Source organism: Ignavibacteriota bacterium, from assembly GCA_016713565.1.
Lineage (GTDB): Bacteria > Bacteroidota > Ignavibacteria > Ignavibacteriales > Melioribacteraceae.
Genome location: JADJOX010000008.1, coordinates 772,673 through 790,381 on the forward strand (window position 1 = coordinate 772,673; position 17,709 = coordinate 790,381).

Below are 17,709 nucleotides of genomic sequence, written 5' to 3' on the forward strand. Positions count from 1 at the left end.
ATGAAAAAAATAATATTTGCTTTTATTCTTGCATCAGGGTTTATATTCTCCCAAAATGATTCTTTGAAGTTCAGATTATATGGTGAATCCTCGATGCTGGCAACACATAAAACATTTAAATATTCTTTATTTGAAAATGCGGAATACGGCATAAATAATAAATTAAGTATTACCGCGCATCCTATAATGATTTTTATTTCGCCATCAATTACATTGAAGTATAATTTTTACAATAAGGAAAAAATAACTGTATCAAGTTTGCATGGAATAAATTATCCAACACAGCTTATGAATTTAATAAAGAATGAAGGGACGGGCGGATTTATTTCACCTGAATTTAATATACCGCAGTTATTTTCAATTGCCAATTCTGTTATAGCGACATTGCAGTTAAGCGAAAATAATTTTATATCAAGCGGATTAGGGATTGAATTTGCGTTAAATAACTCAAAACTGAAACCCGGTACATCTGTCGATATGCCGCTGATACTTGCACGATCAATGGTTTATTATAAAAATGTTGAATTCAATTTTAAAGTTTTATCTGAAGGAAAATTATTCAAGGATCTTGATTATTATTTAAAGAGTGAAATATTCTTATTCCCATTTAATGATAATGAATACGATTATGAATATCAATTGACGGATAACAATTTTTTCTGGGAATTTTCCGGAATCGCATTTTTAAATTTAACAAATACTTTTAAACTTGGATTAGGAACAAAATTATTATACGGTACATATCCATTTGGAACACAATGGCATTTGCTGCCGTTTATAGATTTTGTAAAATTTTGCGAATGAAAATATTTATTATACAATTTTAAGAAATTTACTATCTTTGTAATCATCAACTCAAAGGGAATAAAATGAAAAAAATTTACTTAATTGTTTTTGCAGCTTTAATAACTTTTGCGAATCTTGCAGCGCAAAGCTCACCATTTATATTCACGATGACACCAGAAAAATTTGCCAACAATAATTTTAACGTAAATTTTGAGTCGGCATATGGGCAAAAAACATTTTTACCGATGGGTGTTGATGATTTAGAACAAAATATCGGCTTCCACACAAATATTTTTGAAAACTTTCATTTGTTAGACAGAACCGGCATTGCGTTTACAAACGGATCTACAAAATTTTCTCAGCAGATAGAACTTTTAAGAAATTTCTTAAGTACAAGTAATAATGATATTTTGGATTTATCCGCCGGATTAGGATATGTTTATGAATTTAGCGAAGTAAATGTTATGATAAGCAGATTTATGCTGGGTAAACAATTTGAAAATTGGCAGCTTTATTCAAACGTATTGCTTGAACACGCGTTTGCCGAAAATAGAGACGCGGTTGATTTAACAACTAGCATTGGATTTGCGTACAATATTGCCAATAATATTAAATTAGGATTTGAAGCTGTCGGACAAGATCTTGAAGGATTTTGGGAAATTGAAGAAGCAGAAGGCGGCGCTCAATTTTATATTGGTCCAAGTCTAAGCTTTGCAATTCCGGAATCAATTTTGAATATAACTCTTGGAGGCGGCGCGATAATAAGAGCTACAAACAGCGAACTTATTAGTCAAGCGCAAAGACCAATTCCAATAGTTAAAGGAAATGGATACATTGTAAGAGGTTTAGTAAGTTTAGGATTTTAACTTTATTTATTATATAAATAGATAACATTAGTATGAATAACAGCCTAAGAAAGTATTTAATTTGGAGTCCGCGAATACTTACAATTTTGTTCGCGTTATTCTTAAGTATTTTTGCTTTGGATGTATTTAACGAAGGGTCGGATTTTTTTGAAACTATTTTAAAATTAGCTGTTCATTTAATTCCGTCATTTCTGATTTTGATTTCTTTGTTAATTGCGTGGAAACATGAAATATTTGGCGGATTAATTTTTATTTTATTTTCTGTTTTCTACATTTTAATGTCTTGGGGAAAGTTCCCATTTTCAGTTTACTTAATAATATGTCTGCCGATGTTGATAATAAGTCTTCTTTATTTTATCAGCTGGAGAATAAATCCAAAAGTTTAATTATTATTTTTTACACTTCAAAATTTTATGCCGCTAAGTAAATTTTACTTGGCGGTTTTCACATTTCATATCAAAAACACATAATTAAATAGAATTACGGCATAAAAAATTCATTTTACAAATGTTTAATAATTGATTTTGAGAAAATAAAAAAGTAATTTATAAGTTAAACAATCGATTTCGCTCGTATAAAAAGTGTTTAATTATGAAATTCTACAACTATAAAAAAAAGTATTTAAGAAAGGTTTTTAGTTAATGATTAAATAAATTTTTTATTTTTAATTTAAGGTTTATTATGAAATTCTTATTTAAGAATTTTAGCCGTTTAAGATCAATTACATTTATTACTTTCCTCACGACCTTATGTTTTATTTCTGCACAATACATATCTGCATCCGCTGTTGGTAAAATTTCGGGTAAAATTGTTGACTCACAAACCAAAGACGAACTGATTGGCGTTAACATAATTATAACAGATGTCTGGCAGAATGATTCTCCGGTTCCGTTGACTCAATCAATTGGTGCTGCTACAGATGTTGAAGGAAATTATGTATTGTTAAATTTAAATCCCGGAGAATATTCAGTTAAGATAAGCATGGTCGGCTATTCTACAAAAATAATTCAAAGAGTGAAAGTTTCTATAAATCGAACAACCGTTTTAAATGAGGAATTGATTCCGGAAACAGTATCGGTTGAAGAAGTTGTTGTTCAAGCGAAAAAAGAAGTAATTAAGAAAGATTTAACTTCATCGGTACAGACAATTTCCGCTAATGATCTGAAAGTATTTAATATCGAATCAATCGGACAAGCAGTAAGTTTAACAACTGGAGTTGTTGAAGGTCATTTTAGAGGCGGCCGCTCGGGCGAAGTTTCATATTTGGTTGATGGAATTCAATCGGGAATTTCTCTTAACAAAGACGCGGTACAAGAAATTGAAGTAATCAGCGGAACCTTTAACGCTGAATATGGCAAGGTAATGAGCGGAATTGTTAACACTGCGCCAAAGGAAGGCGGGGAAAAATATTCCGGAATGATTAGATTATATTCAAGCAATTATTATACTTCACATAATTATATTGGTTTATCCGCTTCAGATTTCTTTCATGACAAAGAAGTAAGTTTTAGTTTTGGCGGACCATTACTTTTTAAAGATCTTTCATTTTTTATTTTGGGTGATTTAGCTTCTAGCAATGGATTATTTTATGGAATAAGACGATATACAAGCACAGATCATTCATTTGTCGGTGCAGGAATTCCAATTAGAGAATGGATTGATATCCACAATGGAGATAACGCTGAAGTCCCAATGACTCAAGGGGAATCTCGAAGTTTTATGTCGAATATTGCTTGGCAGACTTTTACAAATTTTAAAATTGGGTTACTTTATCAATTTGAAAATGGTGAAGGTCAAAACGGGTATAACCATGGATATAAATATATTCCAGATAAACAAGGATGGAATTGGTCAACTAAGCACGCCGCGACTTTGTCATTTACCAATACTTTAGAGAACAACGCATTTCATGTTTTGAAACTATTGTATTTCAATACTGATAATCAATCGTCAAGTTTTAAAGATCCGTATGATTCGAGATTCGTCAATGATTTATACAATACAAATAACGGCGGATTTTCAAGCGGAGGAAATGATAAAGGATTTGCTTTTACCAACGATGAAAGAATTGAAGCTAAATACGATTTGGTTTGGCAGGTAAATAAAAATCATGAGCTGAAAGTTGGCGCAGATTATGTAAATATAAAATTGGACAGATATCAATTTGTACTTCAAAATTGGTATTCTATTTTTGATCCGAGCAAAGAGATTGATAATTATAAACCTTATATCCCGAATGACACAACTACATATGCTAATTCGTTCGTTAAAAAGCCGAGAGAATTTTCCGCTTATATTCAGGATAAAGCAGAGTTCAACGATTTAGTAATAAACTTTGGTTTACGTTACGATTACTTTGATCCTGAAACTATTTATCCAACGGATTTAAGAAACCCGGCCAATAAAATTAACACCGTAAGAAAATCAGAATATTTGAATGCCGATCCGCAATATCAAATTAGTCCGAGAATTGGTCTATCATATATGATGGGCGACGCGGCCGCGCTTCATTTTAGTTACGGTCATTTTTTCCAAATTCCAAATTATGATCACATCTTTACAAATCCAAATTATGAAATTGCCTCAACAAACTATGCCTCAACAATTGGCAATCCAAATATTGAAGCCGAAAAAACGGTTAAATATGAATTAGGACTGCAGCTTAAATTGGTGAATAATTTGCTTTTTAAAACAACATTATTCTATAACGATATTTATAATTTGGAAACAGTCGTTCCTATAGAAACCTATGACGCCATTATGTACGGTTATTATACAAATTTGGATTATGCGAGTGCGCGCGGTTTAACTGCTGAGTTCGATTACAGAACCGCCGAATTAAGTATTGACGTAAATTATACATTGCAATTTGCCGAAGGTAATGCAAGTGAGCCTTTCAGCAATTTTACAAAAGCCGCACAAAGTGTTGACCCGATTTCAACTTTTATTCCATTGGATTGGGACCAAAGACACACATTAAATCTTACTGTGGGATACAACGTTGATAATTGGGGAATTTCACTTATAAGCAGTTATGGTTCCGGAACAAAATATACCTACAGTCCGCCAATTGAAAGCAGTTTATCTTTAGCAAATATTCCTGAAAATGGATGGACAAAGCCTTCAAAATATTATGCGGATCTGAAAGGTTATTATGATTTCGACTATTTGAAAGCCGTGAAAATTGACTTAAGACTTGGTATTTATATTTACAATATTTTTGATATCAGAAATGAAATACAAGTTTATGATGACAGCGGAACAGCAAATTCAACAACTGATATAGAAAGAAACAAAGAAAATTATGTAAGCACTTTCACAAATATTTATGATTATTACAGTAGACCGGATTATTACAGCGCGCCGCGCTCAATTAAATTTGAATTAAGTTTATTATTTTAACATAGAAATAGATTATGTCGATCAAGAAAATCAATTTATCAAAACGGATTTTTTTCATAATTCTTTTACTGAATTTTGTAAACATTTGTTTTGGGCAAAGTGTAAATTTAATTGGACCCCAGAAAATTCCGGATGATCCTTCCGCCGAAACTACAGCTCGTCGTTGGTGGTTTATGGACGGAAATAGGGTTTGGCTGAAATTTTTCAACGATGGAATGCTTGGCAATTGGCCCGATCCTCTTAGTTCAATTTGGCCAAAAGGCTCCGGAATAAATATGAATGACGGTTTGGCGGTAGTTGTTCAATCTAAACTTAATGTTTCCCCAGATGGAGTTCCGCTTCCATCGGATTACATTCCTGATACATCAAAAGGTGAAGGTACGCTTTATTTCTGCCAGACATATTTTAGAGAAGATATGGATGTTGATCCAAGTGGTGCTTTCAACTGGGGATTTTACCCGGTTACAGGATATCTTAATCTTGATCAAGATAAACCTGCTATCAGCAATGATCCAAATTCATGGCCAATTGGAGGTTGGGCAGATGCTCCGGATTTTATTGATGATAAAGGAATTACTGAATGGAACGGTTATTTTGGAAGAGGGAAAACAAACGCGGATTTGGAAGGTTATTTTATTACTAACGATGCTTGGGATCTTGAATTTCAGCAGGAAAATACTTCGCTTCCGCCATTTTATCCTCGGCCGAATTTATTTTTACCAGGCGGCAAATATAAATGGGGCGGTTTGGGAATTAGAATTGGCGCCAGATTATTTCAATGGGCTCATCCTCAAGTTCAAGACGTTGTTTTTATACATTATGATATTTCAAATATTTCAGACTACAATTACGATAAAATAATTTTATCATTTTATATCGATTCCGGAATCGGTGACGATCTCAGTACAATGGATAAAACGCTAAATATGTGCTGGATTTTTGATGATAATGGACTTGGCGGCGGCAATCAAAAATTGGGAATTATGGCATTTGCGTTTTTGGAAAGTCCGGGAATTGAGAATGACAATACTGACAATGACGATGACGGTTTAACCGATGAAAGCCGAGTTCCTTTGGGAAATTTAGAAAGATGGACTGATGACCCAAATGAAGGAATAACCGATATAGCTAAGTTTGAAGAGTTTTATTACCCAAGAAAACCAAAGGCTCATTGGATTGGTGATGAAAATCAAAATTGGCGTACTTGGGAAGATGTAGACAGCTCGGGTGGAAATTTTGACGTTACTACGGATAATATAAATGACGACGTCGGCTCCGATGGAGTTCAGCCTTCAGACCTTAATTATTTTGGACCGGATCCCGACGGAACTGAAGCAAACGGAAGACCTGATGACGGTGAACCAAATTATAATAGAACTGATAAAGACGAATCAGATCAAATTGGTTTAACTTCATATCAAGCTTGGAACAGAAATATTTATAAAGGTTTTGATCCAAATAAAGACCGACATTTTAGATATGACGAACTTTTTTGGGGATTGACTTCAAAGGGTGAATTCAATCCGAATTTACTTGACGGTAAAATAAATCCAATTGAATTATTTGCCTCCGGGCCTGTACCGATTGACAGTTGGCGAAAAGAAAGATTTTCAATTGCAGAGCTGCATACTTGGGACACTCCATTTCAAGAACCGAATTTTGCGGCGCCGTTATTATTTGTTCTTAAGAAAACTGTTCAGCAGGTTTATAATTCAAATTATCAATTTGCCAAACCGCCGTTAAAACCAAAACTAACGGCAATACCCGGAGACGGCAAAGTAATTTTACTTTGGGATGATCTTTCCGAAAAATCTAAAGAACCTTACTTTGATTATATTGAAGATTTTGAAGGTTATAAATTGGTGAAATCTACAGAGCCGTTTTTTGAAGACTCTAGATCAATTACGGATGGATTTGGTACGGAAACATTTTTAAAACCTATCGCCCAATACGATCTTAAAGATGGAATTAAAGATTTTGCCGATTGGAATGTTTATAACGGCGTTTCATATTATTTGGGAGATGACAGCGGACTAGAACATTTCTATGTCGATAAGGATGTAATAAACGGCAGAACATATTATTATGCGCTTGTAGCTTATGATTTTGGCAAAAAAGAATTTGGATTGTCGCCTTCTGAAAATACCGCAACTATTACATTAAATGAAGTTGATTCAATTACTTTTGTCGATAAAAATTGCGTGGTTGCGGTTCCTCATGTACTCGCAAATGGATATGTTGAAAGCGAAATTGATTCTAATTGGATTTCTAAAGACGGTGCTGGAGAAATAACCGTTAAAAGAATAAATGAAGGCGAAATTGTTGAAGGTAAAAAATATACGGTTAAATTTACAGAACTGAGGAAAGATTATGATTTAAAGAAAGCACAAAGTTACGGATTAACCGATGATAAAATTTTCCAAATTGAAAATGATTCTCTAATAGTATTTGATGTAACAAACGATTCGACATTAACCGATACGGTTTATGTTCATTCTATGGAAAGCAGCGGAAGCGAATTTAATACTGAAAGATTTGATGGATTAACACTTGGCGTTACAAATTTCGCTACTCCAGTAATGGATCAATATTATTGGGAAGATCCGCAGACAAAAATAACCGTATTTGTTGAAGAAGCCAAAAAGCCGGAAGGCAATGGATTTGCCTCAACTTTGCCGAATGCGCCGTGGGATTATTCTGTTCATTTTACGGCTGACTCAAATTACAAAGCAACATTGCAGCGATTTGGAGTTATAACCGGATTAAATTTTTTACCCGGACAAAAATTAAATTTCTACGCAGTCAATCATAATTTTAATCATAAAATTTATAACGGCACTGATTCCATTGAAGTTCCTGATACTGCCGCAATTTCAATTGTCGATGCCAATAAAAATGGTGTAATGGATTGGAACGCGAATGATCCTTTTTCAGATTATTTAATGATTGGTGAATTCGATTCAAAGAAAAGAATTGCGAACGGTGATTTTTTTGACGTTGATAATTGTGTATATGCGTACAGTCTTCGTTTTTTGGATGAATGGCCAAAAGCCGGAGACGTTTTTCATATTAAAACAAATAGACCGTTTAGAGGAACTGACAAATATAATTTTGAAATAACAAAATCTGTTGAGTTGGATAAATCAAAAGTTGATTTGAATTTAATTAAAGTCGTGCCCAATCCATACAAAGCTACAAATGAAATGGAGCCGAATGTAAGACAAGGATTGCATCAGAGAAGAAGATTAATGTTTACGCATATTCCGGCAGATTGCAAAATAACAATATTCACTCTTAACGGTTTTGTTGTTGATGAAATCTTTGTTGATAATCCGCCTTCGGACGGAAAAGTAATTTGGGATATGCAGAGCAAGGAAGGACTGGAAATATCATACGGGCTTTATATCTATAAAGTTGAAAATAAACAGCTTGGCGAAAAGATCGGAAAATTTGCGGTAATTAAATAAAGTTTAATTCTTAACTGAATTGAAATATGAGCTAATAAAATGAAAAATTTTATACGTGTTATTATCACATTGATTTTATTCTGCAATTCAAATTTTTCTCAAATAACCAAAGTTGGTACTACCGCCGCAAGTTTTTTGGAAATTGGAGTTGGCAGTTCAGGCATAGGAATGGGAAGCGCATATACCGCTTTATCTGAAGATGTAAGTTCATTATATTGGAATTCAGCTAAAGCTGCGTATCTGCAAAATTATGAAGCCATGTTTATGTATCAGCCATGGGTTGCGGGAATTACTTTTAATTATTTGGGAATTGCTTTACCGGTTGACGGAATTGGTGTTTTTGGTCTAAGCTTTACAATTTTAAATTCCGGTGATATGGAAGAAACAAATATGCTTTATCAAGAAGGAACAGGAACTTTATTTAGCGCTACAGATCTTTCAATTCAATTAACTTATGCCAGAAAAGTAACAGACTTTTTTTCATTTGGATTTTCCGGAAAATATGTGTCGCAGAAAATTTCTACAATGAATGCTTCGGCTTTTGCGGTTGATCTCGGTGTTTATGTAATTACTCCGTTTTTCGAAAGACCTGATGAAAAAATTGACGGAATTCAGATTGGAATGGCAATTTCCAATTACGGAAGTAAAATGAAACTTGCCGGAGACGATACTTTTATCGCTGTTGATCCTGATAAAATAAATAGCGGCAACAATGAAAATATTCCCGCGGATTACAGAATGGGAGAATATAATCTGCCTTTATCATTTAGAATTGGAATTGGTTACGATTTATTGAAAATTGATGATCACAGATTAACGCTAGCGGCTGATGCTGTTCATCCGAATAATTTTTCTGAATACGTTAATATTGGTACACAATATCAAATATCATTATTTGAAAAAGTTCGTATTGATCTAAGAGCTGGTTACAAAACTTTATTTGTTGAAGATAATACCCAAGGACTAACTTTGGGTTTTGGAATCCTTTGTGATGTAGGCGTTTCAAGATTTAAATTTGATTATGCTTACAGTGAAATGACCGAATTGGGAAATACAAATAATTTTACTTTATCGCTAAACTTCTAAAGTAAAATAAAAATGCGTTTAAGACCTAATTATTTAATAATATTTGCGATATTTTATTTCTCGTTTAATCTATTAACTTTTTCTCAAACAAATTTTAAAGATCAAATTCTAGCTGTTGTAGCCTCAGATACAATATTCGTAAAAGATTTTTTATACAGATGCGAATATAACGTAAGACCGCCGTACTGCTCAGATAAAACAATTATTGATAAAAAAATAATTTTAAATTCCTTAATCGCAGAATTGCTTTTCGCTTTTGAGTGGAAATCAAAATACGATATACAAAAAGATCAATTTTACTCATATAAACTTCAGGGAATCAAGGAGCAATTAATGAGAGAAAAATTAATCAATGACGAAATTTACATGAAGATAGAAATTGATAAAAATGAAATTGAGCAGGAGTATATTAATTCAAAAAAGATTGTGCATACAGAAGCCGTGTTTATACCGGAAAGTTATGATCCAAAAATTATATACGACAGCACCTTAAACGGGATGAATTTTGATGAACTTAAAATTAAATTTCCCGGAGTTAGTGAAAAAATTTCTAAAGATGTTAAATGGGGAAATATTGACGACGTTGCGCAAAATGAAATATTTAATCAAAACGTAAAAAAGGGAAGTATAATTAAACCGATAAAAACGGAAGGCGGTTATAGATTAATTAAAGTTACCGGCTGGAGTGAGGATATTGAGCTTAGTCCGCAAAATGTAAACCAGCAAAAGGAAACTATTAAAGATAAACTGAAAGATTTTTATTTGCAGAAAAATTATCGGCAATATGCTAAAAATATAATGAAAGGTAAGAGAATTGATTTTAATAAAGAAGGCTGGGAAATTTTTTCAAAAATATTTAAACACATTTACATTGATGATAGTTTGAAATTATCAAATAACGAGGCAAAAGAGTATTCGGAATTATTAAATGAAAATACTGAAAAACCTTTTCTGAAAATTGACGATGAAATATGGAATATTGGAAGAATTGTTTCCGAAATAAAAAAACATCCTCTCGAATTTAATGATGAAAAAATAAACGAAGATAATTTTCGAAATAAAATACAATCTGGAATTGCGGGACTGATCACAGATTATTTTTTAACAAAAACCGCAACTCAAAAAGGATTTGATAAATCTAATATAGTAATAAGAGAAACTAAAAAATGGCAGACATATTTTGAGTTTACAAATGAACGTGGAAGTATTTTAAAAGAAAAAAAATTCAGCGGTGAAATCACAATAGATTTTATGAAAGCATTTAATGAAATCTTAAATCCGATTTTTGATTCGTTAAAAATAAAATATGATAATCAAATTAAAATAAATAATGAAGTTTTGGAAAAATTAAATATTACAAATATTCCAATGTCGGCTCATAAAAATAAGGGACCGTATAAATCAATCACCTCGCCATTCCCATTAATAACAAATTCACATAAAATAAATTACAAACCAATTAATTAAATAAGTGTAACTTTTCTAATTATTGCGGTAATTGCACAACGAAGGTTGTACCGATTCCTAATTTAGAATTTACTTGAATCATTCCACCGTGCAGATCAACCGCATTTTTTACAATTGATAAACCCAAACCGTTTCCTTTAATTGTTTCATTATTTGCAGATCTGTAAAACGGCTCAAATATGTGAGGAAGGTCGGTCTCCGAAATTCCAATTCCGGAATCTTTAATTATAATTTGAATATTATCATTTACGTAATTTATTATAACTTCAATAATCTTATTTTCACTGGTATATTTTATTGAGTTGGAAATTAAGTTTTGAATTATTAAGTGAAACTGTTTTGGATCGACCAAGAAATTTGTTCTTTCCGGTATAAATTTGAAAATTAAATTTGATTTCAGTTCACCCGAATATTCGAAATCTGAAATTATACCTTCACATTCTTTTTTTATATTTAATTCTTTCGGAGAAAATTCAATTTTGTTTGAATCAACTTTACTGATCGTTAGAACATCGTCTATCAAGCTTGATAAATATTCCACACTATTTGAAATTCTACCAAAGTGTTCGTTGTATTTATCAGTGCTCCAGTTTTTACCGTATCTTTGCATCAGTTCTGCAGATGATAAAATTTTTGTTAGCGGTGTTTTAAATTCATGAGACGCCGTTGAAATAAATCTGCTTTTTAGCTGACTTGATTCTTTAGCTTTTTGTAGTGATTGTTTCAAAAGTAATTCGGTCTGCTGTTTTTTTTCAATTTCGGAAATTAATTCTTTATTTATATCTTCAATTTCTTTGGTTCTTTTTTTAACCAAAATTTCCAAATTTTCCCTGTATTGTTCCAATTGAAGTTCATATTCAATGCGCTTTGTTATGTCTTCCAGAATGGCTACAAATTGAGTGATTTTTCCTTCGGAATTTTTTAATGGACTAATATTAGCAGAAATCCAAAATATTTCGCCGTTCTTTTTTTACTTAATGAAGTTCCTTTCCAAGTTTCTCCGGATACAATTTGTCGCCAAATGGAACTATAATCAACATTAGCCGAACTCTCTGAATTAAGAATTGAAATATTTTTATTTAAAACGTCTTCGAATGAATAAAGTGAAATTTCCGAAAATTTTAAGTTTACATATTCAATTTCACCTGAAATATTTGTTATAATAACCATAGCCGGACTTTGTTCAACAGCTATTGACAATTGCGTAATCTTCATTTCTGTAATCTTTTTTTCGGTAATATCAATTATATTTCCCACTACCTTTACAATTTTATTGTTATTGTAAACGGCTTGAGCATTGGTTCTTATCCATTTGACCTTCCCATCATAAGAATTAAATTGAAATTCCAGATCATAGGGCACACCTTCGCGAACGCATTTATTAAAAGAAGACATTACTTTATCTACATCTTCAGGATTATAACAGTTAATACTTTGTTTTATTAAGAAGTCGGGTATATTTTCTTGAAAATTTAAACCATGAATTCTATAACATTCATTTGTCCAATACATTGAATTATTTACAATATCCCATTCCCAGCCGCCGACTTTTGCCAATCTTTGCGTTTCATTAAGTAAAGTTTCTCGTTTCTGCAATGATTCTTCGGCTTTTTTACGCTGTGAAATATCTCTTGAAATACTTAATATCATTTTTTCCCCATGATAAAAGATTGAAGTCGATTTTATTTCAACAGGTATTGTTCTTTTATCTTTTGTAAGGTGTTCGGTTTCAAATGATTGACTTTCTAGATTTGCCATATTGAGAATTAAATCTTCAATTTCCTGTTGACTTAATGACATATCAATATCAAATGGCGACAGTTGAAGCAATTCTTCTCGTGAATAACCTAATGTATTTACTGCGGCACTATTTACATCAATAAATTTACCTTTCATATCAATAACAAAGACCATATCATGCATGCCATTAATTATTTGGCGGTAATTCTTTTCACTTTCTATTAATTTATGTTCTATTTCTCTTCGTGTGGTTATATCTCTTGTTATGCTTATTATGTGTGTAATATTATTTAGTTCAATTAATGAAGCAGACATGCTGCCATATCTAACATCACCATTTTTAATTATAAATTGTGCTTCAAGATTTATTACCGTACCCTTTTCTTGCAATTCCTTTACTAATTTTTTTCTATCTTCATAATTTTTCCAGATATTAATTTCATCCGAAGTTTTGCCGATTATTTCAGATTCATTATACCCGGTTAAATTTAAAAATCCTTCATTTACGGAAATATACAAACCGTCTTTTAATCTATTTATATTTATTGAATCAGGATTTGTAGCAAAAGCCTTTCTAAATTTTTCTTCGCTTTCTTTTATTTTTATAAAAACATTATTGTGCTGTTCCTGCGTAGAAAATATTTTACCGATAAGGAAAGTGATTAATGGATAAATTATTAATTCCGCGTTTAATTCATAGTAGGTGGCTTTAATAATTGAAAATACCGTTTCTAATAAAACAGCGGTAAATTGAAGAATAAATCCAAATAATAAAAAATTATTTGGAGTGAAATTATCCTTGGAAACCTTTTTCCATTTTCTGTTAAAAAAGATACTAATCGTGAATGAAAACAGCAAAACCGCTGACGTTAAAATATAATTACTATCTCTGTTTAATATTTCAAAAATAACTGCAGCTGATACCGAAATTAATCCGGAAAGCGTGCCAAAGAACAAAGCACTAAAACTTGTTATGATAATAGCTTTATTAATAGAGAGGTAATGAATTGGAATTATTTGATCATTTAAGGTTATAATTGCAAAAGTTCCGAAAAGTAATCCCCGGAAAATTTTTACTTTGATTTCACTTCTTTTAAAATGTAAATCTATTTGTTTAGATAAGAAGCATAATGTGATTAAAAATGCAAAAAAATATAATAAACTTATGACGATCATAAATTTCCCCCAAAATCATAATCGAATATTTCTTTTATAATTTTTGCGAATATTTAAAAATTTTTCAAAAAAAAATTAAAATAAATATTTTAAAATTATCGACTATTTATATCGGCAGAATTCGCTTTGTTTTAATAATTATTGCAAACATCACTGTTCTCTTTTGGTCATTGACAAAAAATGTTTTTAAAGAAATTATGGTTAAAAGAATTTTTTATTTTTTTAAGCATAAAATCGGTATGACTTTTAAGAGTTGGTTTTTAAAAATTTCGTTTTATAACGATACTTAATTATGAATTATAATTATAATTTGATAAATTAACCGGCACTCAAATTGAGTGAATCTAAAATTAAGTACTTTTATGAGTCTATTTAAAAGTTTACTCGTATTATTTAAAAAACCGCACTATAAAACCGCAATCATTTATTTAATTATTTCATTTGTTTGGATCATTTATTCCGACAGAATTGCATACGATTTATTTAACACAATGGAATCATATAAATATATACAATCACTAAAAGGCATATTTTTTATTATTTCGACGTCTATAATTATTTTTTTCCTAATCAGGAAAGATTATAGAACAATAAAACAAAAGAATTCCGAATTAAATTCGCAGAAAATCCAAATGCAAATGGCATTTGATGCCGCTGAAATGGGAACGTATAAGTACGATTTTGATGAAGGGCATATTTATTTAGATGATAGATCAAAAAAGATCTTTGGTTTTGATAAAGAAGTTATTTCCATATTAGAATTAACAAATCTAATTCATCCAAACGATATTGAAAATGTTAATAAAACTTTAATTGAAATATTAAGCTCAGATCCCGAAACAAAATTTTTGGAAGACTATAGAATTATTTTAAGAGATGGAACTATAAAATGGATTGAAGCTTCAATGATTATTATTCCAAAGGAAGAAAATGGTCTTCAACGACTTAATTGGGGAATTGGAACTTTTCTAGACATTACCGAAAAGAAAAATTCTAACGAACAGTTAAATATTTTACTTCATGCTGTTGAAAATGTAAATATTGGCGTTACCAGATTTGATGATAACGGGAAAATTATTTTTGCTAATAGACATACGTGCAATTATTTAGGTTATACCAAAGATGAAATATTATCGTTATACGCTTTTGATATTGATAAAAATCTGAATATGCAGAATGTTATTAAAAACAAAAATAGCTGGATTAAAAATCAATTTAACCCAATTGAAACTTTACATACAAAAAAAGATGGAACAACTCTGCCTGTAGAAGTTGCTCTAAGTTATTTCAGTTATAATGAGAAATTATATGTTTTTGCTTTTGTAAAGGACATTACCGAACAAAAAACAGCGGCTTTAAAATTAATGAGGGAAAAAAATATCTTAAAGATTTTTATTGATAACGCGCCCGCCGCAATAGCAATGTTTGATAATGAAATGAGATATATTTCCGCAAGTAAAAGATACTGTGTTGATTTTAATTTGAAACAAAGCAATATTATCGGTAAATGCCATTACGATATATTCCCTGAAATTAATGAGAACTGGAAACAAATACACAGAAGATGTCTTGCCGGAAGTATTGAAAGAAGTAATGAAGACGCTTTTCAAAGACTTGACGGTAAAATTGATTGGCTTCGCTGGGAAGTAAGACCTTGGTATGAAGCAGATAATAGCATAGGCGGAATAATTATTTTTTCTGAATTAATTACCAAACAGAAACAAACTGAAAATGATTTAAAATTAAGTGAACAAAGGTTAAATGTCGCCTTGGAAGGCGCGGAATTGGGAACTTGGCTATGGAATGTAAAAACAGATGAAACAGTTTTTAACAACAGATGGGCTGAAATGTTGGGATATCTAAAGTCCGAGATAAGTGAAAATTTTTACAATTGGGAAAGTCGAATTCATCCGGATGATTTACCGTTTGTAAAAATATTATTGGATAATCATTTACTTGGCAAAACGAAATTTTATGAATCGGAACATAGACTGAAACACAAAAATGGTAAATGGATTTGGATTTTAGACAAGGGTAAAATAATTGAAAGGGATCAAAAAGGACAGCCATTAATATTAGCTGGAACACATTTAGATATTACCGCAAAAAAAGAGGCGGAAATTGAGCTTGTAAATGCGAGGAATCAGTTGAAGGCTTTATTTGCAAACATAGATAGAATTACAGAAGAAGAAAGAAAAACTTTAGCAAGAGATCTCCATGATGAATTAGGACAAGTTTTGACATCGTTAAAAATGAACATAAGTTTCCTTAAATCTAAAATTGAACAAAAATCTTACGACGACGTAAAAATTCTTCTTGAATTGGAAGAGATGACAAATATAATTGATTTGTCTAAAACCAATGTTAAAAATTTAATTCGTTCACTTCGACCAGAATGCCTTGACAATTTGGGTTTGATTCCAGCATTAAATTACTTAATAGATGAATTTAGAAAAGCAACAAAAATAACCATGGATTTTAAGCACAATTTTGAAGAACTTAAAATAGATGCGCAAAAGGAAAATACTATATACAGAGTAATTCAAGAATCATTGACAAATATTTCTAAGCATTCTAAAGCATCAAAATCCCAAATAATTATTTTGATGAATGATAATAAAATAAATGTTACAATTAGTGATAACGGAATCGGATTTCAAGGTAATGAATTAAAAAAAATCAATTCATTTGGTATAATTGGAATTAAAGAAAGACTTTCTCAGATTGGCAGCGAATTGAAAATAGATTCTAATGAGACCGGTACAATATTAAATTTTGAAATTTTTATTTAAATTCAAGACTAATTAATTAAAAATTTAAGCAAGATTGTTAATGATAAAAATTATAATTGCCGATGACAATAAATTAATTAGGGACAGCCTTAAAAAATTTTTGCAATCGGAAAAAGATTTTAATATAGTTGCGGAATCAGATAGTCCGGATGAGATAGTTGAACTTATTAAAACGGTTGATGCTGATATTTTATTATTGGATTTTCAATTCCCGAATAAAAACGGAATGGAAATTCTAAAAGAAGTCAAATCTGTAAATCCTGATTTGAATGTTATAATTTTAAGCATGCACTTGGAAGAAAAATATGCGTCAAATGCAATGAAATTGGGCGCAAAAGGCTATATTACCAAAGATGCCGATCCAATAATTATAATAGATACAATAAAAAATATATTTGAATTAAATTGTTAAAATAGTGAAGAATTTTTATTTTATAATCTGTTTAAAAACTATTAAGGTATTTTGTCTTAATTAAATTATTGCAGTTAAAGTAGTGGTGTTAATAAGCTCATTATTAAAAATTAAAACAATTTTATAATTCAAAAAAAAATCAAAATGAATATATTGATAATAGACGATTCTCCTAATATTCGGAAAGCATTAAAAAAAACATTACAGTCATTTATACCCGAAATCGAAGTCTATCTTGAAAGTGATGATATCAAAGACGCAATAACCAAAATAGAAAGTGAAAAACCTGACCTAATTATATTGGATTTGATGCTAAAATCCGGTACCGGCTTGGATCTTTTGAAAGATATAAATTTAAAGAATATACGACCGTTGATTATTTTATATTCTAATTTCCTTGCGAAGGAATATAAAGCAATGGCTAGAAAATTTGGGGTTGAAGAATTCTTTGATAAATCCGATGACATTACAAAACTTGTTGAAATTATTAAAAAATATGTTTGATAATATTTACT

Annotated in this window: 12 protein-coding genes and 1 pseudogene; 10 read left to right on the forward strand and 3 right to left on the reverse strand. The window is 30.9% G+C overall.

Annotated features, from left to right (window positions below):
* The 7 genes from IPK06_18045 to IPK06_18075 all read left to right on the forward strand — a co-directional run bounded on the left by IPK06_18045 (position 1) and on the right by IPK06_18075 (position 11,074).
* A complete protein-coding gene (locus IPK06_18045; GenBank protein MBK7981872.1) occupies positions 1–804 on the forward strand; it encodes a hypothetical protein in 804 nt (267 codons plus the stop codon).
* Positions 805–869: 65 nt separating this feature from the next.
* A complete protein-coding gene (locus tag IPK06_18050) occupies positions 870–1,652 on the forward strand; it encodes a hypothetical protein (GenBank protein MBK7981873.1) in 783 nt (260 codons plus the stop codon).
* Between the two features lie 32 nt (positions 1,653–1,684).
* The gene (locus IPK06_18055) at positions 1,685–2,038 is read left to right on the forward strand and encodes a hypothetical protein (GenBank protein MBK7981874.1); all 354 of its coding nucleotides are present in this window, start codon (positions 1,685–1,687) and stop codon (positions 2,036–2,038) included.
* A gap of 295 nt (positions 2,039–2,333) precedes the next feature.
* Positions 2,334–5,054: a TonB-dependent receptor gene (locus tag IPK06_18060; protein MBK7981875.1), complete on the forward strand. Its 2,721-nt coding sequence runs from the start codon at positions 2,334–2,336 to the stop codon at positions 5,052–5,054.
* Between the two features lie 14 nt (positions 5,055–5,068).
* Complete coding sequence (locus IPK06_18065) at positions 5,069–8,521, forward strand: hypothetical protein (GenBank protein ID MBK7981876.1); 3,453 nt, start codon at positions 5,069–5,071, stop codon at positions 8,519–8,521.
* 39 nt (positions 8,522–8,560) lie between these two features.
* Complete coding sequence (locus tag IPK06_18070) at positions 8,561–9,607, forward strand: PorV/PorQ family protein (protein MBK7981877.1); 1,047 nt, start codon at positions 8,561–8,563, stop codon at positions 9,605–9,607.
* A gap of 12 nt (positions 9,608–9,619) precedes the next feature.
* Positions 9,620–11,074: a hypothetical protein gene (locus IPK06_18075; GenBank protein ID MBK7981878.1), complete on the forward strand. Its 1,455-nt coding sequence runs from the start codon at positions 9,620–9,622 to the stop codon at positions 11,072–11,074.
* A 19-nt stretch (positions 11,075–11,093) separates the two neighbouring features.
* Here IPK06_18075 and IPK06_18080 read toward each other — a convergent pair whose 3' ends face one another.
* The 3 genes and pseudogenes from IPK06_18080 to IPK06_18090 form a co-directional block, all read right to left on the reverse strand.
* A complete protein-coding gene (locus tag IPK06_18080; protein MBK7981879.1) occupies positions 11,094–11,918 on the reverse strand; it encodes a HAMP domain-containing histidine kinase in 825 nt (274 codons plus the stop codon).
* A pseudogene (locus IPK06_18085) lies at positions 11,919–12,029 on the reverse strand (PAS domain S-box protein).
* Positions 11,996–13,990 (reverse strand): PAS domain S-box protein, encoded by a 1,995-nt coding sequence (locus IPK06_18090; protein MBK7981880.1) that lies wholly within the window; start codon positions 13,988–13,990, stop codon positions 11,996–11,998. Before IPK06_18090 ends, IPK06_18085 begins: the two are co-directional and overlap by 34 nt.
* 362 nt (positions 13,991–14,352) lie before the next feature.
* On the opposite strand from IPK06_18090, the gene IPK06_18095 reads away from it, so the two are divergent.
* The 3 genes from IPK06_18095 to IPK06_18105 all read left to right on the forward strand — a co-directional run bounded on the left by IPK06_18095 (position 14,353) and on the right by IPK06_18105 (position 17,698).
* The gene (locus IPK06_18095; protein ID MBK7981881.1) at positions 14,353–16,782 is read left to right on the forward strand and encodes a PAS domain S-box protein; all 2,430 of its coding nucleotides are present in this window, start codon (positions 14,353–14,355) and stop codon (positions 16,780–16,782) included.
* Positions 16,783–16,822: 40 nt separating this feature from the next.
* A complete protein-coding gene (locus tag IPK06_18100) occupies positions 16,823–17,194 on the forward strand; it encodes a response regulator transcription factor (protein ID MBK7981882.1) in 372 nt (123 codons plus the stop codon).
* Positions 17,195–17,338: 144 nt separating this feature from the next.
* Complete coding sequence (locus IPK06_18105) at positions 17,339–17,698, forward strand: response regulator transcription factor (protein MBK7981883.1); 360 nt, start codon at positions 17,339–17,341, stop codon at positions 17,696–17,698.
* Positions 17,699–17,709: the final 11 nt, after the last annotated feature.

Coding starts and splice junctions, on each gene's coding strand:
- IPK06_18070 (MBK7981877.1), top strand. CDS start 8,561: ATGAAAAATTTTATACGTGTTATTATCACATTGATTTTATTCTGCAAT.
- IPK06_18050 (MBK7981873.1), top strand. CDS start 870: ATGAAAAAAATTTACTTAATTGTTTTTGCAGCTTTAATAACTTTTGCG.
- IPK06_18055 (MBK7981874.1), top strand. CDS start 1,685: ATGAATAACAGCCTAAGAAAGTATTTAATTTGGAGTCCGCGAATACTT.
- IPK06_18060 (MBK7981875.1), top strand. CDS start 2,334: ATGAAATTCTTATTTAAGAATTTTAGCCGTTTAAGATCAATTACATTT.
- IPK06_18100 (MBK7981882.1), top strand. CDS start 16,823: ATGATAAAAATTATAATTGCCGATGACAATAAATTAATTAGGGACAGC.
- IPK06_18045 (MBK7981872.1), top strand. CDS start 1: ATGAAAAAAATAATATTTGCTTTTATTCTTGCATCAGGGTTTATATTC.
- IPK06_18065 (MBK7981876.1), top strand. CDS start 5,069: ATGTCGATCAAGAAAATCAATTTATCAAAACGGATTTTTTTCATAATT.
- IPK06_18075 (MBK7981878.1), top strand. CDS start 9,620: ATGCGTTTAAGACCTAATTATTTAATAATATTTGCGATATTTTATTTC.
- IPK06_18095 (MBK7981881.1), top strand. CDS start 14,353: ATGAGTCTATTTAAAAGTTTACTCGTATTATTTAAAAAACCGCACTAT.
- IPK06_18090 (MBK7981880.1), bottom strand. CDS start 13,990: ATGATCGTCATAAGTTTATTATATTTTTTTGCATTTTTAATCACATTA.
- IPK06_18105 (MBK7981883.1), top strand. CDS start 17,339: ATGAATATATTGATAATAGACGATTCTCCTAATATTCGGAAAGCATTA.